The sequence below is a fragment of the Erwinia sp. MYb416 genome, assembly GCF_037479575.1.
Classification (GTDB): Bacteria; Pseudomonadota; Gammaproteobacteria; order Enterobacterales; family Enterobacteriaceae; genus Erwinia; species Erwinia rhapontici.
The window spans coordinates 145,764-164,353 of sequence record NZ_JBBGYT010000419.1; the positions used below are offsets into that span (position 1 = coordinate 145,764).

The 18,590-nt window shown below is 57.2% G+C and carries 12 protein-coding genes; 4 read left to right on the top strand and 8 right to left on the bottom strand.

From position 1 onward, the window contains the following. Positions 1-8 precede the first annotated feature (8 nt). Positions 9-536, bottom strand: a complete 528-nt coding sequence (gene rppH / locus WH277_RS06345; RefSeq protein ID WP_133846082.1) for an RNA pyrophosphohydrolase — start codon at positions 534-536, stop codon at positions 9-11. A gap of 685 nt (positions 537-1,221) precedes the next feature. Between rppH and mutH the strand changes: the two genes are divergently transcribed. The 4 genes from mutH to WH277_RS06365 all read left to right on the top strand — a co-directional run bounded on the left by mutH (position 1,222) and on the right by WH277_RS06365 (position 4,398). Next, positions 1,222-1,908 carry a DNA mismatch repair endonuclease MutH gene (gene mutH / locus WH277_RS06350; protein WP_374760154.1) on the top strand — a complete coding sequence of 229 codons (687 nt, stop codon included), beginning with the start codon at positions 1,222-1,224 and terminating at the stop codon, positions 1,906-1,908. 99 nt (positions 1,909-2,007) lie between these two features. Then, positions 2,008-2,718 (top strand): TerC family protein, encoded by a 711-nt coding sequence (locus tag WH277_RS06355; protein ID WP_133846084.1) that lies wholly within the window; start codon positions 2,008-2,010, stop codon positions 2,716-2,718. A gap of 176 nt (positions 2,719-2,894) precedes the next feature. Then, positions 2,895-3,110 carry a YgdI/YgdR family lipoprotein gene (locus WH277_RS06360; protein ID WP_159337918.1) on the top strand — a complete coding sequence of 72 codons (216 nt, stop codon included), beginning with the start codon at positions 2,895-2,897 and terminating at the stop codon, positions 3,108-3,110. Between the two features lie 247 nt (positions 3,111-3,357). After that, positions 3,358-4,398, top strand: coding sequence for an NADP(H)-dependent aldo-keto reductase (locus tag WH277_RS06365; RefSeq protein ID WP_133846086.1), 1,041 nt, complete (start codon positions 3,358-3,360; stop codon positions 4,396-4,398). 48 nt (positions 4,399-4,446) lie between these two features. On the opposite strand, the gene lplT is transcribed toward WH277_RS06365, so the two are convergent. The 7 genes from lplT to WH277_RS06400 form a co-directional block, all read right to left on the bottom strand. Continuing rightward, the gene (lplT, locus tag WH277_RS06370) at positions 4,447-5,664 is read right to left on the bottom strand and encodes a lysophospholipid transporter LplT (RefSeq protein ID WP_339505018.1); all 1,218 of its coding nucleotides are present in this window, start codon (positions 5,662-5,664) and stop codon (positions 4,447-4,449) included. Beyond that, positions 5,661-7,817: a bifunctional acyl-ACP--phospholipid O-acyltransferase/long-chain-fatty-acid--ACP ligase gene (gene aas, locus WH277_RS06375; RefSeq protein ID WP_339505020.1), complete on the bottom strand. Its 2,157-nt coding sequence runs from the start codon at positions 7,815-7,817 to the stop codon at positions 5,661-5,663. Before aas ends, lplT begins: the two co-directional genes overlap by 4 nt. A gap of 128 nt (positions 7,818-7,945) precedes the next feature. Further along, positions 7,946-9,499 carry a methyl-accepting chemotaxis protein gene (locus WH277_RS06380; RefSeq protein WP_200643170.1) on the bottom strand — a complete coding sequence of 518 codons (1,554 nt, stop codon included), beginning with the start codon at positions 9,497-9,499 and terminating at the stop codon, positions 7,946-7,948. 101 nt (positions 9,500-9,600) lie between these two features. After that, positions 9,601-10,992 carry an efflux transporter outer membrane subunit gene (locus WH277_RS06385; RefSeq protein WP_339505021.1) on the bottom strand — a complete coding sequence of 464 codons (1,392 nt, stop codon included), beginning with the start codon at positions 10,990-10,992 and terminating at the stop codon, positions 9,601-9,603. Between the two features lie 16 nt (positions 10,993-11,008). Next, positions 11,009-14,107: an efflux RND transporter permease subunit gene (locus WH277_RS06390; protein ID WP_339505023.1), complete on the bottom strand. Its 3,099-nt coding sequence runs from the start codon at positions 14,105-14,107 to the stop codon at positions 11,009-11,011. Then, complete coding sequence (locus tag WH277_RS06395; RefSeq protein WP_339505025.1) at positions 14,104-17,295, bottom strand: efflux RND transporter permease subunit; 3,192 nt, start codon at positions 17,293-17,295, stop codon at positions 14,104-14,106. The genes WH277_RS06390 and WH277_RS06395 overlap by 4 nt, the downstream gene beginning before the upstream one ends. Then, the gene (locus tag WH277_RS06400; RefSeq protein WP_339505027.1) at positions 17,292-18,527 is read right to left on the bottom strand and encodes an MdtA/MuxA family multidrug efflux RND transporter periplasmic adaptor subunit; all 1,236 of its coding nucleotides are present in this window, start codon (positions 18,525-18,527) and stop codon (positions 17,292-17,294) included. Before WH277_RS06400 ends, WH277_RS06395 begins: the two co-directional genes overlap by 4 nt. Positions 18,528-18,590 lie beyond the last annotated feature (63 nt).

The following is an 18,590-nucleotide window of genomic DNA, read 5'->3' on the forward strand; positions in this document are numbered from 1 at the left end:
TACGTGGCTTAACCTCTCTTCCGTCGAAAACCTGGCGCATTTCGCTGTACGGTATTCTCCTGCAGGGGCATAACCACACTGGCAAACTCTTTCATCACGCGGCGGTAAACATCGCGTTTAAAAGAGACCACCTGGCGTACCGGATACCAAAAGCTCACCCAACGCCAGCCGTCGAACTCTGGCGTGCTGCTGGTTTGCATATTGATATCCGCGTCATTGCACATCAACTGCAGAAGATACCACTTCTGTTTTTGGCCGATACAAACCGGCTTTGTGTCCCAACGCACCAAACGTTTTGGCAACTTATATCGTAACCAGTTACGGGTGGATGCAAGGATGCGGACATCCTTGCGGTTCAAACCGACTTCCTCGAAAAGTTCGCGGTACATCGCCTGCTCCGCCGTCTCCCCCGCGTTAATACCGCCCTGGGGAAACTGCCAGGAGTGCTGACCAAAACGCCTGGCCCACAACACCTGTCCCTGCCTGTTACAAATTACGATACCAACATTCGGGCGGTAGCCATCATCATCGATCACCGGACTACCTCAAACTAAAACTGGATGTTCTGATTGTTTCATACTCCTTACAGACGGTAAACCACTGCTTTTAGGGGATGTGACTGCATCCGGCTGGGATAACTTGCTCTTTTTTGCAAAGTTATAAACAGATACCCGGATAAAAGTGCGATCTTATTCACGTTTTCTGTGGATAGCTTTGTGCAGAACTCTGTTAACAGGTGGGGAAAACTTTTTGACTGGCACAGAGCGACTTTTTTAAAACTAAGAATAACCCCCTATTAATCATCATCTTTTGCCGTTAACCACAGGCTTTCAACCGCTTGTCATTTAGCTGTCATCATCCGCTGATCGCCAACTGGTGAAAGATCGAACGCCTTGCACGTTATCCACAGAATATGCCGATTAGTTAGGCATGAAAAAGGTAAAACAGCGGAAAAGTACCTACGTCAAGGCTGTAAATGGAAACAGTATTATTATAAAAAGTGAGTTATCCCACTTTTCTGTGGATAACTACCCCGGTGATCCTGTTCATTGTCGGTGGCAAGCCGGGTAAAACTGTAGAGAGAGGCTTTTTTTTACGTACCTGATGCAATAAAAAAACATGATTTATCATGCTATTATTGGTGTTTTCCCCAGACCTGTCCGGGATATTTTCTCTGTGGGCAAATGACGGCTATTTTTTGAACAGATTACGGACGTGATGATGACTGGTGATCTCTACCTCGTTTCTCCGCCAGAAAATGAAGACGAACTGATGGCGCGCGCCGCCGCACTGGCCGGTTATACGCTGGGCGAACTGGCAGCGCGCATCCACCTGCCCATCCCACGCGATTTAAAACGCGACAAAGGCTGGGTTGGCCTGTTGCTTGAACGCTACCTCGGCGCCAGCGCCGGCAGTAAGCCAGAGCAGGATTTTGCCGGGATTGGCATTGAGCTGAAAACGATTCCGGTTGATGCCAGCGGCCGCCCGCTGGAAACCACGTTTGTCTGCGTGGCACCGCTGACCGGCAACAGCGGCGTCACCTGGCATAACAGCCACGTACGCCATAAGCTAACGCGGGTACTCTGGGTGCCCGTGGAGGGTGACCGCGCTATTCCACTGGAACAGCGCCATGTGGGCGCGCCCTTATTATGGAGCCCGGATGCCACAGAGGAGTTGCAGTTGCAGCGCGACTGGGAAGAACTGATGGATATGATCGTGCTGGGCCAGGTTGAGCAGATTACCGCACGTCACGGGGAGTTCCTGCAAATCCGGCCGAAAGCGGCGAACAGTAAAGCGCTGACAGAGGGAATTGGCCGTGACGGGCAGCCGATCATGACGCTGCCACGGGGTTTTTACCTGAAGAAAACCTTTACCGGCCCGCTGCTGGCCCGGCATTTTCTGCTATAAAAAACCCCTGTAAAGATTTTCCCGCTGCTGTAAACCTTAGGTATAATCGTCGTTTAGCTTTCGTTTAACTTTTATTAGAATTTAGGATGCAACATTACCATGTTTGACTGGATTGCCGATCCCAATGCCTGGTTAGCGCTCGGTACGCTAACGATCCTCGAAATTGTCCTCGGGATTGATAATATTATTTTCCTCTCGCTGGTGGTGGCAAAACTGCCTAAGCATCAACAGAATACCGCCCGCCGTATCGGTCTGGCTGGCGCCATGTTGATGCGTCTTGGCCTGCTGGCCTCGATTGCATGGGTTATCCGCCTGACGGACCCGCTGTTTACGCTGATGGATCATGCATTCTCAGCGCGCGATCTGATTCTGCTGTTTGGTGGATTATTCCTGCTGTGGAAGTCGAGCATGGAAATTCATGAAACCATTGAAGGCGGCGGCGGTGAGCACAACACCAATGTGCATTCATTTATCGGCGCTATCGTGCAGATCATGCTGCTGGATATTATCTTCAGCCTTGATTCCGTCATTACTGCCGTGGGCCTCTCCGACCATCTGGTTATTATGATGGCTGCCGTGGTGATCGCGGTACTGGTGATGATGTTTGCCGCGCGTGCTATCGGTGATTTTGTTGACAGACATCCGTCGGTGAAAATGCTGGCGCTGGCGTTCCTGATCCTCGTGGGTTTCACGCTGATGCTGGAAAGCTTCAATATTCACATTCCTAAAGGCTACATCTATTTCGCCATGTTCTTCTCTATGGCGGTGGAATGCCTCAATCTGGCACGCAATAAAAAACGTCCGCTGTAACATCACCTCCTTACCCGGCCTGTCGGGCTGGGTAAGGAAATAGTGGTGATGCAATGTCAATGGTGTGTTGTGCGCACGATCCATTTTCAGACTCATACTATTATCGCTACAGGGAAAATAGTTTATTACTACACTTATGCTGAAGTGTTGAGTAATGAAGAGTAAGGGAGACAACGATGAAGTGGATTTTTAGCGCAGCGGTGCTGGGCATGGTAGTATTAGCGAGTGGTTGCAGCAGTAATTATGTGATGGCAACCAAAGACGGCAAGATGATTATGACCGACGGTAAGCCGCAGATTGATAAAGATACCGGTCTGGTGAAATATACCGACGATTCCGGCCACGAACTGCAAATTAACGGTGATGAAGTCTCGTCCATCGTTGAGCGTTAATTTTTAACGCAACAGTCCCATCATTCATTCGAGTTGCAGAATCAATCGACTTCTGCGACTTGATACAGGATGAGTTTCAAGCGGCCTTTATAGCACTTCCCGATAAATACCCTCTTCCCCCACCCGCGCTGCACGGTTATAGTCGAAAACCGGGTTTTTGGCGTAACCTGCCAGCCCCAGGCAAAAAGCCCCTGTTGCGGACGCCCTGATGTCCCTGACCTTTGACGAATGAAAAAGGAAGCCGGCCATGCATTATCACCGTATCCCTCACAGCACCCTGGAAGTCAGTTCCCTGGGGCTGGGCACCATGACGTTTGGTGAGCAAAACAGCGAAGCCGACGCCCATGCACAACTGGATTTAGCCCTCAGCCGCGGGATCAACCTGATTGATACCGCCGAAATGTACCCTGTGCCACCCCGCCCGGAAACCCAGGGCCTGACCGAGCAATATATCGGCAGTTGGCTGAAGGCCCGTGGCAACCGCGATAAAGTCATTCTCGCCTCTAAAGTCTCCGGCCCGGTACGCGGTGCCGATGCCTCTATCCGGCCAAATCAGGCGCTGGATCGCAAGAATATTCGTACGGCGCTGGATGCCAGCCTGAAACGTTTGAACACCGACTATCTCGACTTATACCAATTGCACTGGCCGCAGCGCCAGACCAACTATTTTGGCAAGCTGAACTATCAGTACACCGATAACGCCGCCACCGTGACGCTGCTGGAGACGCTGGAAGCGCTGACTGAGCAGGTGCGCGCAGGTAAAATTCGCTATATCGGCGTATCCAATGAGACGCCGTGGGGCGTGATGCGCTATCTGCAACTGGCAGAGAAACATGAACTGCCGCGTATTGTCAGCATTCAGAATCCCTACAGCCTGTTAAACCGTAGCTTTGAACTGGGACTGGCAGAGATCAGCCAGCACGAAGGGGTTGAACTGCTGGCTTACTCCAGCCTGGCGTTTGGCACCCTGAGTGGCAAATACCTTAACGGCGCGAAACCTGCCGGGGCGCGTAATACGCTGTTCAGTCGCTTTACCCGTTACAGCAGCGAGCAGTCGAATCAGGCAGTAGCCGAGTATGTCGCGCTGGCGAAGCAACACGGGTTAGATCCGTCACAGATGGCGCTGGCCTTCGTGCGTCAGCAGCCATTTGTTGCCAGCACCCTGTTGGGCGCCACCACGCTGGAACAGCTGAAGATCAATATTGACAGCTATGATGTCACGCTGAATGAAGAGGTGATTGAAGGGCTGGAAGCGATTCACCGTCGCTACACCTACCCGGCACCATAAGAACCGCAGGCAGGGCGATCGTTCGCCCTGCCTGGTCTGACTGCCCCGTCAGAGCTGACGGGTAACTTTGCGTTTCTGCGCCAACTGCCAGCCCCACAGCACCGCAATCGCCAGCGCAAACAGCGCACCAAAGCCAACGCCTGTCGCCACTGGCGGCGCACCAAACTTAATCGCCAGCGTGTAAAGCCCAAGCATCAGCAGCATCGAGGTGTTCTCACCCAGATTCTGTACTGCCACCGCATTCCCCGTGCCTACCGAGTCTTTGCCACGCATCTGCAATAACGCGTTAAGCGGTACGACGAAGAAGCCGCCGAGCATCCCGATAATCACCAGCAGCACATACGCATTGATGGCCTGCTGCTGTAATGAGAAGAACAGCACCGCCACGCCAATCAGTACACCCGCAGGCATACAGCGTCCCACGGTTTTTAACGTCACCAGCTTCGCTGCGGCAATGGCGCCGAAGACGATCCCAATCGCCACCATCGCATTCAGCAGCGTCGGCGTTTTATTGTCGCTGATCCCCAGCGCCACCGGCACCCACAGCACCAGCAGGAAACGCAACGTCACGCCCGCGCCCCAGAACATACTGGTACCCACCAGTGAGAAACGGGTTTCGCCATCACGCCACAGGGTACCACAGGCGCGGAAGAAGCTGGCCGACATGCGGGCCGGATGCCATGACTGACCGCCGCGTGCGACCGCCAGTTTTGGGATCAGCACATTCGCCGCCACCGCCAGCGCATAAGCCAGCACGCAGGCCACCAGCGCCGCCGTCAGATTCCAGTCAGCAAGAAACCCACCCGCCACCGATCCCAGCAGGATAGCGGCAATGGTGGAGGACTCCATCAGACCGTTGGCTTTCACCAGCGTGTCACCGCCGGTCAGCTCCCCGAGAATGCCGTATTTCGCCGGAGAATAGGCCGCCGCACCAATCCCCACCAGGCTGTAGCCGAGGAACGGGTCAAAACCAAAACAGATCACCAATGCGCCCAGTAGCTTGAGAGCATTGGCAAACATCATGACCCGCCCTTTGGCAAAGCTGTCGGCCAGTTGCCCGACAAACGGGGCCAGCAGGATGTAGGTGGCCACAAACATCATTTGCAGCACCGGCTGGCTCCACTCCGGGTAGACCAGTGATTTCATCACCGCCAGCGTGGCAAACAGCAGCGCATTGTCACCAAATGCGGAGAAGAACTGCGCCACAATCACCGCCATCATGCCCCTGGACAATAGCGGCTGACCACTCACCTGGGATGTGCTCATGCCTGTTCCTCCGGCTTTTCCGCCATTTCACGCAGGGTGACGAAGTCCGGTTTACCGCTGCCCAGCAGCGGCAGCTGCGATAACACGCGAATATCACGCGGAACAGCCAGCTCAGGGCTGCCCAGTTCGCGCGCCGCACGGGTCAACTGTTCGCGGGTCAGGCTGGCATCGGTGGTAAACAGCACCAGAGCCTCGCCGCGATTACCGTCCGGTTTGATGGTTGCCGCATGCTGTTTCTCCCCTGAGGCTTTCAGCGCAATCAGTTCAACACTTTCCAGCGAAACCATCTCTCCGGCAATTTTCGCAAAGCGCTTCACGCGCCCCTGAATCTGACAGAAACCGCCCTCATCAAAGCTGACGATATCGCCGGTGTCATACCAGCCAGCGTCCATCTGACCTTCGCCGTTATCCGCCTGAGGCGCTTCCAGCACGCCAGGGCGCTCAACGCGCAGATAGCCTTTCATAATGTTCGGGCCACGCAGCTGTAACAGACCGCCCTGCTCGATCCCCGGTACAGAAACCAGGCGCGAATCCATGCCCGGCAGGATGCGACCCACGGTGTGGGATTTCGCGGCCATCGGCACGTTGATCGCCACCACTGGCGCGCACTCCGTTACACCATACCCCTCAAGAATACGGATGCCGTATTTCTCCATCCACAGTTCACGGGTCTGGTTTTGCAGCTTCTCCGCCCCTGCCACCACGTAACGTAAACGGGCAAAGTCATACGGACTGGCAAAGCGCGCATAGTTCCCCAGGAAAGTGGAGGTGCCAAACAGCACGGTGCAGTTACGGTCATAAACCAGCTCCGGCACAATGCGATAGTGCAGCGGGCTGGGATAGAGAAACACTTCCGCACCGGTCATCAGCGGGGTAAACAGGCCCACCGTCAGGCCAAAGGCGTGGAACAGTGGCAACGCCGACATAAAACGATCGCGCGGCGTAAAGTCAGCCACGGTGCGGATCTGTTCAACGTTCGCCAGCAGGCTTTTATGCGAATGTACCACCCCTTTCGGGTGGCCTTCAGAACCGGAGGTAAACAGCACCATCGCGGCATCTTCCGGCTGCTGCGGCACCTGTGCCCGGGAAGGCATCAGCAGATGGCGCAGGATCCACAGTTTGTCCTGAGTTGTGACGGTATCTTTCAGATCTTCGAGGTAAACCCACTGTACCTGAGGGATGCCTTCCGGCAGATGCCACAGCTTGCCTTTGTCGAGGAACTGACGCGAGGTGAACACCGTTTTCACTTCAGACGCGGTCAGAGCGCTGGTCAGCCCTTTCACGCCTGCGGTGTAGTTCAGCATCGCCGGGATACGCCCGCGCATTGATGCACCGAGGATCGCCGCTGCCGTGACGGTGGCATTCGGCAGTAACAGGCCGATATATTCCCCCGGCTGGCTATAACGCTCCAGAATGCGTCCCACCCCGAGCGATTTTTTCAGCAGCCCGGTGTAGCTGTCAGGTTTAAAATTGACGTCTTCCACACAGGGTTTAAACAATCCATAGCGGGTGCGTGCGGCCAGGAAGGCCTGGTACAGTGTTTCACGCGGACGTACCGCCATGCGGGCTTCCATCATGATGTGATGCAGATGCTCACCCGCCAGGCGACGACGATCGCGCGCACGCGGTGCTTCGGGCATCGGAATAATCGTCGCAGGCAGTACGGTCAGGGTAATTCGCGGGAACAGACGGCGTTTAAACACGCCGGCGAGACGGCCAAACAGGGTGTATTCGGCACCTTCAATGCGCAGCGGCACCACGGTCGCCTGCGATTTTGCCGCGACAAAACCCGCACCATCGTAGATTTTCATCAGCGAGCCGGTCACGGTAATACGCCCTTCCGGGAAGATCACCACCGGGCGTCCCTGGCCAATCAACCGCACAAGATGCTTGATAGACATCGGTTTGGTCGGGTCGAGGGGAACGAAGTCGATCATCGAGCGCAGCGCACGCATATACCACTGTTCGCTGATAGAGGAGTAGACGGCAAATACGGGTTTCACCGGCAGGAAAACCGCCAGCAGGATGCCATCAATGAATGACATATGGTTCGGGGTGATCAAGACCTTCTCTTTATAAAGCCCGGAGAGATCGCCCGTCAGGCGGGCACCAAACAGCACCCGTAGCAGAAAACGCAACACAGAGAACAGCATGCTTTGTCCTTTTTCGCTGTAACAAATTGCGTTAACGATGCAGCAAAGGTGCGGACAACTCAATATCTAATGGTTTTTTCCCTGTCTATTCGGTGACGGGGCGATCGGTTCGCCCCGTGCGTCGCCGATTATATTTTAAATACCGCCATCGCCTGCACCAGCTGCTGGCTCTGATCTTCCAGTGAACGGGTGGCCACGGCAGACTCTTCTACCAGTGCGGCATTCTGCTGCGCCACCTCTTCCATCTGGCTGACGGCAACGTTCACCTGGTCAATGCCCTGGCTCTGTTCACGCGAGGCGTTGGCGATCTCCCCCATCAGCACATTGATGCTGGCGATCTGCCCGGCGATGGTATTCATGGTATCGCTGGCTTTAGCGGTCAACTGCGATCCGGTATCCACGCGGCTGCGTGAGTCGGCAATCAGTGCGTGGATCTCTTTCGAGGCCTGCGCACTGCGTTGAGCCAGGGTACGCACTTCATTCGCCACCACCGCGAAGCCACGCCCCTGCTCGCCGGCACGTGCGGCTTCTACTGAGGCATTCAACGCCAGGATATTGGTCTGGAAAGCGATACCATCGATCACTTCAAGAATGCTGGCAATACGATCGGAGCTGCGGGAAATCTCCTTCATATTATTCATCACATCACTCATCAGATGGTTACCGGCACTGGCCGTACCCGAGACATTTTCCGACAGTTCATGACCATGACGGGCATTTTCAGCATTATGTTTTACTGTTGCCGTTAGCTGTTCCATGCTGGCGGCGGTCTCTTCCAGCGAGGATGCAGAAATTTCGGTACGGCGCGACAGATCGTCATTACCGTTCGCCAGCTCGGCACTGCCCGTTTCAATCGCCAGGCTGGCATCACGCACCCGGCTGACCGAGTTCATCAGTGACTGCTGCATCAGCGCCAGTCCGGCATTCAGGCGGCCCAGTTCATTGCTGCCCGCTTCCGGCAGCGGCCTTGTCAGGTCACCGCTGGCAATAAACTCCAGCTGATTCACCGCCTGATTCAGCGGTTTCAGCAACATCACCCGCAGTACCATCCACCCCATTGCAATCAGCACCAGCGTCAGCACAAAGCAGATAGCGATCAACACCAGCATCCGCGTACGGTCGGCGCTGGCCTGCTCCAGCTGCTGCTGCCCGGTTAACTGGGCATAATCAAAGAAGGCTTTGTTGGCCTGGTCGAAGGCGATGCCCAGCGGGCGCAGACGGGTATCAATCATGGCGTAATAGGTGGTGAGGTCACGCTGTTGCAGAGCCTCAATCATCGGTTTCAGCCCTTCGCTCATATACGTCTGGTAGGCACGGTTAATATCCTCTCCGAGCGCTTCGCCCTTGCCGCTGCCTTTGACGGCGGTAAAGAAGCGCGCAAGGTCATCATGGGCAGCCGCCGCATACTTGCCTGCACGTTCAGCCGCAGCGGCCCCTTCCGGCAATTTACCCAGTTCAATATTCCGCACCGCCAGTGAAGCCACCACGCGGATACGCTGCATGTTGGTGTTACTGCTGGCAAGGTTGCCTAGCTGCACGCCCTGGGTCAGGTTGACCGCATTCAGTGCATCGTAAGATTTACCAATCGCCACCACGCCCAGCACGCTAACCACCAGCAGGATCAGTGCCATAAGCGCGAGCAGGAGAAGCAACCCGGTACGAATCGAGAGATTTTTGATCATGATATTTTCCGCAGGTGAAGTTTTTTTTAGGCTATAGCGGTTATATCGGCAGGAAGAGAGGATAACTGTAGGGGCGGGTCCATGCCCGCCCATGCCCCATACTACGGCGTTTTCCAGCCGCCACCGGTTGCTACAATCAGCTGCACGCTGGTCACCCACTGGGTGCTTTGCAGTGTCAGCAGGCTCTGCTGCTGGGTCAGGCTGGTATTCTCGGTGGTGGCCACGTCGAGATAGTCGATCATCCCGGCCTGATACTGATTGTTAGTGACGCGTGCGGACTCCTGTGCTGAGGCCGCCGCACGCTGCTGCGCCTGCATTTCCGCCTCGAAGGTGCGCAGTGCCACCAGATAGTTTTCGACCTCTTCAAAGCCGGACAACACGGTCTGCCGATAGCTGGCCACATCCGCATCGTACGCGGCGCGTGCCTGATCCACTTTCGCGGAGGTGGCACCGAAATCAAGCAGCGTACCGCTCAGGCTGGGTCCCAGCGACCAGACGCGATTGGGTAACGTCAGCAGATGACTGAAGCTGGAGCCGGAATAGCCCGCGCTGGCGCTGAGCGTCAGATCCGGGTAATAACCGGCAATCGCCACGCCCACGGCGGCATTGGCGGCGGCCACCGTGCGTTCTGCCTGGGCGATATCCGGGCGACGTTGCAGTAAATCTGCGGGCAATGTCACTGGCGCCGCCGGCAGTGTGGCCTGAAGCGGTGCCACCGCGAGGCTGAACTCTGCCGGGGTTTTCCCCATCAGTACCGCAATCGCATGTTCAAGCTGAGCACGTTGCCAGCTGAGATCCAGCGCCGAAGCCCGTGCGCTTTCAAGCTGGGTTTCCGCCTGCGCCAGGGTGCCGCGTGATTCACTGCCTGCCTGGTATTTATTCTGGATAACCGTCAGGTAGCGCTGATAGGCATCCACGCTTTTCTGATACAGCGCGATGCGCTGGTCAAGAATGCGCAGCTGGAAATAGTCCTGTGCCAGTGTTGACTGGGCGCTGAGGGTAATATTCGCCAGTTCGGCCGCGCTGGCCTCTGCGCTGGCCCGGTTCTCCTCCAGCGTGCGACGCAGTTTGCCCCAGAGATCCAGCTCCCAGGACGCGGAAGCCTGCAATGCGTGGCTGTTACTGACCGACTGACCGCTGGTGCTGGTGGTGGCAGATGCCCCGCTGCGCGTCGAACTGCCCGTCCCGGTGACCGTTGGTAGCAGATCGCTGCGCGATTCTGAGGCCAGCGCCAGCGCCTGGCGGTACAGGGCTTCATACTGCGCCACGTTCTGATTCGAAATCTTCACCTGACGCAGCAGGCTATCCAGCGTGCTGTCGTGATACACCGCCCACCAGTCGCCTTTGCTGAGCTGATCCTGTGGCGTGGCCTGCTGCCAGCCTTTGGCCTCTTTATACTGCAACGCGGTCGGGGCTGTCGGGCGCTGGTAATCCGGGCCAACGGCACATCCGCCAATCAGCAATGCCAGTACAAGAGGAGTGAGTTTTTTCATTTTCATCATTATTGAGTTATTCAGCATGACGCAGGCGCAGCCACTGACGTCGTGTGGCACGACTGACGCGGTCAAGATAGAGGTACACCACCGGAGTAGTGAATAAGGTCAGTAACTGGCTCAGGGCCAGGCCACCGGCAATCGCCAGCCCCAGCGGGCTGCGCAGATCGGCATCTCCCCCGCTGCCCAGCGCCAGCGGCAGTGCGCCGAAGAACGCCGCCAGGGTGGTCATCATTATCGGACGGAAGCGCATCAGACAGGCCTGAGTGATCGCCTGTTGTGGTGTCATTCCTTGCTTACGTTCGGCCGCCAGCGCAAAGTCGATCATCATAATGGCGTTCTTTTTCACGATGCCAATCAACAACAGGATGCCGATCAGCGCGATCACCGTCAGCTCCGTGCCGGTTAACAGCATCAGCAGCAGCGCGCCCACCCCGGCGGACGGCAGCGTGGAGAGAATGGTTAACGGATGAATATAACTTTCATACAGCATCCCCAGCACGATATACACCGCAGCCAGCGCCGCGAGGATCAACCACGGCATTGAGGCATTCAGCTCGGCAAAGGCCTGCGCGGTGCCGGCAAAATCGGCCTGAATGGTGTTCGGCAGGCCAATTTTTGCCATCGCCGTTTTCACTGCCGCCTGCGCCGCTTCAAGGGATGCACCGTCCTGGAGGTTAAAGGCAATGGTGCTGGTGGCCGACTGCCCCTGATGGTTAACCGATAACGGTGCATTGCTGCCGCTAATGCTGGCAAAAGCCGAAAGCGGAATGCGATCGCCGCTGTCATTGACCACAAACAGCGTGTTGAGCGTATCCGGGTCGCGCGTCCATTCCGGGCTGAGTGACATCACCACATGATACTGATTCAGCGTTTTGTAAAGCGTGGCAACCTGACGCTGGCTGAAGGCGTTATTCAGCATGTCATCCAGCATCTGCACATCCACGCCCAGCCGGGTGGCGCGGTCACGATCGATAGTGATCATCACTTCCTGCCCGCCGGTCTGCGAGTCAGAGTCAATGCTGGTCAGCAGGGGGATCTGCTCCAGCGCCGCCTTCACTTTCGGTGTCCAGATACGTAGCGTATCCAGATCGTCAGCCTGCAGGCTGTACTGATACGAGGCATTCGCACTGCGCCCGCCGATATGCAGATCCTGCGCCGCCATCAGGAACAGCTCCACGCCAGGCACATTCTGGGTTTTACCGCTGAGGCGGTTGGCCACTTCGCTGGCACTGGCATCACGCTGGTCGAAATCTTTCAGATGGACGAAAAACATGGCGGTATTACGCGAGCCAAATGCCCCGCTGCCCATCGAAGACATCACACCATCCACCGCCGGATCTTTTTCGATCATCGCTGCATAGGCTTTTACTTTCGGTTCCATCGCCTGGAATGAGACGTTCTGATCGGCACGCATCATGCCCATCAGCAGCCCGGTATCCTGGTTCGGGAAGAACCCCTTCTGCACCACCGAATAGAGAAAGACGTTAAGGATTACGGTCAGCAGCAGGCTGAACATCGTCAGGCGCTGATGGCGCATCACCCATGTCAGCGCAGCGGCATAGGCAGCCAGCAGGCGGTTGAGGCCATTTTCAATCCACTGATAGAGCGGATGTGGGCGTTTCGTCACCGCCGGTTTACGCTTCAGCAGACGCGAACAGAGCATCGGGGTCAGGCTGAGTGAGACCAGCATGGAGATAATCAGTGAGGCGGTGAGCGTCACGGCAAACTCGCGGAACAGGCGCCCGACAATACTGCCCATCAGCAGGATCGGGATAAACACCGCCACCAACGACAGCGTCATCGACAGCACGGTGAAACTCACTTCCTGCGCACCTTTGATCGAGGCGCGCACCGGGCTGAGCCCCTCTTCGATGTAGCGGGTGATATTTTCCAGCACCACGATGGCATCATCCACCACAAATCCGGTGGCGATAATCAGCGCCATCAACGACAGGTTATCGAGGCTGTAACCGCACAGATACATCACCGCGCAGGTGCCAATCAGCGATACCGGCAGCGCCAACGCCGGGATCACCAGCGCACGCACATCGCGCAGGAAAACAAACACCACGCCGATGACCAGCAGCATGGCAATCAGTAAAGTCTCTTCGGTTTCATACAGTGATGCGCGCACGTTGGGTGAACGGTCGACCACAATGGTCAGTTTAACGTCAGCGGGCAGATCTTTTTCAATCAGCGGCAGTTGGGCTTTAATGCCATCGATGGTCTCCAGCATGTTAGCCCCGGCGGAACGGGTCACACCGATGGTCACCGACGGTGAACCGTTATAGAAACCAGCGCTGTAGTTATCTTCCACGGAATCAGACACCTTAGCGACATCGCTCAGGTGAATGGCACGCCCGTTGCTGTAGCTGACCACCAAATTACGGTACTGGCTGGCCTGATCGAGCTGGCCGTTGCCGTCCACCATCCATGACTGGCTTTTCCCTTCCAGCCTCCCTTTCGGCAAATTGGTGGTGCTGTTAGCGATGGCTTCACGCACGCTGTCCAGTGACACACCCGCTTGGCTTAACTGCTGAGGTTGCAGGTCAATTCGCACCGCAGGCAGGGCACTCCCGCGCAGGGAAACATCCCCCACGCCCGTCACCTGGGCGATCTTCTGTTTGATTTTACTGTCGGCCAGATCGTACAGCTCAGCGCTGGTGCGCGTGGTGGAGGACAGCGCCATCATCAGTACCGGGGCATCGGACGGGTTGGCTTTCTGGTAGGTCGGTAGCGACGGCATACTGCTCGGCAGCAGGCTGCGCGCTGCGTTGATGGCAGCCTGCACATCGCGCGCCGCACCGTTAATATCGCGATCGAGGGCAAACTGCAGGATGATATTGGTCGAACCTTGAGAACTCTCCGAGGTCATCTCAGTGATACCGGCAATCTGCCCCAGCGCGCGCTCCAGCGGCGTGGCCCCCGTGGCGGCCATCGTTTCCGGGCTGGCCCCCGGCAGATCAGCCGATACCATAATGGTCGGGAAATCCACCGTAGGCAGTGGGGCGACCGGCAGCAGGCGATAGCCCAGCGCCCCCAGCAGCACCAGCGCCAGCGTGAGTAACAGCGTGGCAACCGGGCGGAAAATAAACAGACGCGTCACACTCATTCACGCCCCCGTGCGGCGTCTGAGCGGCGCAGATAACGTTTCATGCGCAGTGACAGTCCATCAAACCACAGGTAGATCACCGGGGTGGAGAACAGTGTCAGCACCTGGCTGAAGATCAGCCCGCCAACAATCACCAGGCCCAGCGGCTGACGCAGCTCTGCACCCGAACCGGAAGCCAGCATCAGCGGCAGCGCACCCAGCAATGCCGCCATGGTGGTCATCAGAATCGGACGGAAGCGCAGCAGGCAGGCCTGGTGGATCGCCTCACGGGGGCTGAGGTGCTGCTTGTGCTCGGCCTCCAGCGCAAAGTCGATCATCATAATGGCGTTCTTTTTCACAATGCCAATCAGCAGGATCACCCCGATCAGTGCGATCAGGCTGAATTCGGTATCCGCCAGCATCAGCGTCAGCAGCGCCCCTACCGCCGCCGACGGCAGCGTGGAGAGAATGGTCACCGGGTGAATAAAGCTCTCGTAAAGAATACCCAGTACCACATACATGGTCAGCAGCGCTGCGAGGATCAGCCACAGCGTATTGCCGGTTGCACTCTGGAATGCCGCCGCTTCGCCCTGATAACGCAGGGTAATCGACGGCGGCACCGCCAGTGAAGTGCTCTCCTCACTGATGGCCTGCTGCGCCTGTTCCAGCGAATAGCCATCATTGAGATTGAAGGAGACAGTCACCGCCGGGAATTGATTCAGCCGCATATGTACCAGCGATCCGGTACGCAGGTGTATGCTGGCGACCGAGGTCAGTTTCACCATGCCACTGGTGGTGGTGCTCGTTGTGCTGTCCGTTGAACTGCTGCTGGTCGTGCTGGTGCTGGTTGTACTGGTTGATGATGACGCACTGCTGCTGGTTGAGGGTTGCAGATAGATATCATCAAACGAGGCCGGAGACTGCTGGAATGCAGGCGCTACTTCCAGCACCACGCGATACTGATTCGACTGGGTGAAAATGGTGGAGATCAGGCGCTGACCAAAGGCGTTATACAGCGCGGTGTCTACGTCTGAGGCAGTAATGCCGTAACGGGCGGCGGCATCGCGGTTCAGCTCAACGTATGCCACCTGCCCCTGATCCTGCAGGTTACTGACCACCGAGCTGAATTCCGGGCGCTGCTGCAATGCGCTGACCAGCTTCGGGGACCACGCCACCAGGTTCTGGCTATCCGCATCATCAAGCGTCAGTTGGTAGCGATCCGGGGTAACCTGATCGTTCACCGTCAGATCCTGCGCGGATTGCAGATACAGTGAGATGCCCGGCACCCCCGCCGTCGCCTGTTGCAGCTCGGCAATTACGCTGTCGGCGCGTTCATCGCGCTCGTCAAACGACTTGAGGTTAATCTGCAAACGGCCGCTGTTCATGCTGGTATTACTGCCGTCGATCCCCACCGTCGAAGAGAGGCTTTCGACCGCCGGGTTTTTCAGGATAATTTCCGCCAGCTGCTGCTGACGCCGTGACATCTCTTTAAATGACACATCCTGAGAGGCGACGGTGACGCCCTGGATCAACCCGGTGTCCTGCGCCGGGAAGAACCCCTTCGGCACCACCAGATAGAGCAACGCCGTCAGGGCCAGGGTGGCTAACGCGACACACAGCGTTAGCCGTTGATGGTTGAGGACGACGGTCAGCAAGCGATCATATCCGGCCACCAGCTTGTCAAAGAACTCGCCGCCCTTGCGGTAGAAGCGCGTCTGGCGGTGTGCAGGAATATGGCGCAACAAATAGGCACACAGCATCGGCGTCAGGGTGAGCGACACCAGCATGGAAACCAGTATTGACACTGCCAGCGTGATGGCAAATTCGCGGAACAATCGCCCCACCACATCCCCCATAAACAGCAGCGGGATCAGTACCGCAATCAGCGAGAACGTCAGGGAAATAATGGTAAAGCCAATCTGCTGCGAGCCTTTCAGTGCGGCTTCCATCGGGCTTTCGCCCTTTTCCAGACGGCGGGAGATGTTCTCCACCACCACAATGGCATCATCAATCACGAAACCGGTGGCTACCGTCAGCGCCATCAGCGACAGGTTATTGAGGCTGAATCCGGCGAGATACATCACGCCAAAGGTGCCCACCAGCGACAGCGGCACGGCAACGCTTGGGATCAGCGTCGCCGCAACGTTGCGCAGGAACAGGAAGGTCACCATCACCACCAGCGCAATCGACAGCATCAGCTCAAACTGCACATCGCTAATCGATGCGCGAATGGTCTGGGTACGATCCGACAGCACGGTGACTTTGACGCCGTCCGGCAGCGCGGCCTGGAGGGTCGGCAGCTGCGCTTTAATGCTGTCCACTACCGAAATCACGTTAGCGCCCGGCTGGCGCTGCACGCTGATGACAATCGCCGGTGCGTTATTGGCCCACGCCGACTGATACGTGTTCTCAGCCGCTTCTTCAATGTGCGCCAGGTCGCGCAGACGCAGCGCCGAACCATTTTTCCAGGTCAGGATCAGGTTGCCGTATTCAGCGGCAGTGCGCAGCTGATCGTTGGCATCGATGGTGACCGAATGGTACTGACCATCAAAGCCCCCTTTCGACCCATTGACGTTGCTGTTGCTGACCAGCGTATTGACGTCCTCCAGCGTCAGGCCATGTGCGGCCAGCGCTTTCGGGTCCATCTGCACGCGGATGGCAGGCTGATGCCCCCCGGCCAGCGTCACCATCCCCACCCCGGAAATCTGTGACAGTTTTAGCGCAATACGGGTGTTCACCAAATCCTGCACTTTGGTCAGCGGCAGCGTGTCTGAACTGGCGGCTAAGGTGATCACCGCGCTGTCCGCCGGGTTGACCTTTTTATAGGTCGGCGGATTGGGTAAGTCGGTTGGCAGCAGACTGTCGGCGGCATTGATCGCCGCCTGCACTTCCTGTTCGGCCACATCCAGTGACAGATCGAGAGAGAACTTCAGGCTGATCACCGACGAACCGCTGGAACTGCTGGAGGCCATCTGGCTGAGGCCTGACATCTGCCCAAGCTGGCGCTCCAGCGGTGCCGTCACGGATGAGGCCATCACATCCGGGCTGGCACCGGGATAGAGTGTGGTGACCTGAATGGTCGGATAATCCACCTGCGGCAACGCCGATGTGGAGAGCATACGGTAGGCAAAAATACCGGAAATCAGCACGCCCACCATCAGCAGGATGGTGGCTACCGGGCGTTCGATAAAGATGCGCGATGGGTTCATTGCGCTTTCTTGCCCCCGATAGCGGCGGCCGTCTCTTCGGCGGTGACCACCGAGACTTTACTGCCGTCAGTCAGACGGTCGATGCCTTCCGTCACCACCTGCTGACCGGCGCTGACGCCTTCAAGGATCGCCTGCTGGTCGCTGCCAAACACCGGCCAGGTTTTCACCGCTTTGCGGGTCACCGTGTTGTCTTTATTGACCACGTACACAAAGCTGCCATCGCTGCTCAGTTGCAGCGCTTGCCCGGGGATCACCGTCGCCTGTTTCAGAGTGCTGGTTTGCAGGCGCAGGTTAACAAACTGATTGGGATAGAGCGACTCGTCGAGGTTGGCAAACTGCGCTTTCAGCGTAACGGTGCCTGTGCTGGTATCAATCTGGTTACTGATGAACTGCACTTCCCCCTGCGCCAGCTCGCTGCTACCCTGCTGGTCGAACGCGGTGGCAGGCAGGCTTTGATCGTTGTGCAGTGCTTTCAGCAACGTGGGAATATTGCTCTGCGGCACGCTGAAGGTGACGGCGGCGGGTTGCGTCTGTGTGATGGTCACCAGCCCGGTCGTTGAGCTGCTCTGCACCATATTACCGGCATCCACCAGACGCAGGCCAACGCGCCCGCTGATCGGGGCGGTGATACGCGCATATTCAATATTGAGTCTGGCGGCGTCAATCTGTGCCTGGTCGGCTTTGACCGCCCCGCTGTACTGCCCGACCGTGGCGATCTGGGTGTCGAGGTCCTGACGCGCCAGCGAGTCCTGAGCATACAGTTTTTGATAACGGGCCAGCGTCAGTTGCGCGCTTTTCAGCAGTGCCTGATTTTGGTTCAGATCGCCCTGATACTGCGCCAGCGTTGCCTGGTAGCTGCGCGGGTCGATCTGCGCCAGCACCTGCCCGGCGGTCACTTTCTGCCCTTCTTTGAACCAGACGTGCGTCAGCTGTCCGTCGACACGGCTGGTCACGGTCACCGTCGCATTGGGGATCACCGTACCCAGCGCCGTCAGATAGACCGGCACATCAGCCAGCACCACGGGGCCAGTGTGCACTGGCGTCGTCATGCCCGCCATCGTCTGTCCTGGCCCACCCGGGCCCCCCGGGCCACGCATACCGCCAGGGCCACCGGCTCCGTTCTGACCGTGCGGCCAGAAACGCCAGGCCAGAGCAGCGGCGAGCAATAGCAAAATAACGCAGAGGATGATTTTACGCCGGGCGTGCGACTTCTTCGGGGAGGTAACGGTCATGAGGCTCTGTTCAATAAGATGCAGCAAGAGGATAAACACGCCGGTAATCACCGCCGCGACAGA

Coding starts and splice junctions, on each gene's coding strand:
- mutH (WP_374760154.1), top strand. CDS start 1,222: ATGACTGGTGATCTCTACCTCGTTTCTCCGCCAGAAAATGAAGACGAA.
- WH277_RS06380 (WP_200643170.1), bottom strand. CDS start 9,499: ATGATCAAAAATCTCTCGATTCGTACCGGGTTGCTTCTCCTGCTCGCG.
- WH277_RS06355 (WP_133846084.1), top strand. CDS start 2,008: ATGTTTGACTGGATTGCCGATCCCAATGCCTGGTTAGCGCTCGGTACG.
- WH277_RS06390 (WP_339505023.1), bottom strand. CDS start 14,107: ATGAGTGTGACGCGTCTGTTTATTTTCCGCCCGGTTGCCACGCTGTTA.
- WH277_RS06385 (WP_339505021.1), bottom strand. CDS start 10,992: ATGAAAAAACTCACTCCTCTTGTACTGGCATTGCTGATTGGCGGATGT.
- WH277_RS06400 (WP_339505027.1), bottom strand. CDS start 18,527: ATGACCGTTACCTCCCCGAAGAAGTCGCACGCCCGGCGTAAAATCATC.
- WH277_RS06360 (WP_159337918.1), top strand. CDS start 2,895: ATGAAGTGGATTTTTAGCGCAGCGGTGCTGGGCATGGTAGTATTAGCG.
- WH277_RS06365 (WP_133846086.1), top strand. CDS start 3,358: ATGCATTATCACCGTATCCCTCACAGCACCCTGGAAGTCAGTTCCCTG.
- lplT (WP_339505018.1), bottom strand. CDS start 5,664: ATGAGCACATCCCAGGTGAGTGGTCAGCCGCTATTGTCCAGGGGCATG.
- aas (WP_339505020.1), bottom strand. CDS start 7,817: ATGCTGTTCTCTGTGTTGCGTTTTCTGCTACGGGTGCTGTTTGGTGCC.
- WH277_RS06395 (WP_339505025.1), bottom strand. CDS start 17,295: ATGAACCCATCGCGCATCTTTATCGAACGCCCGGTAGCCACCATCCTG.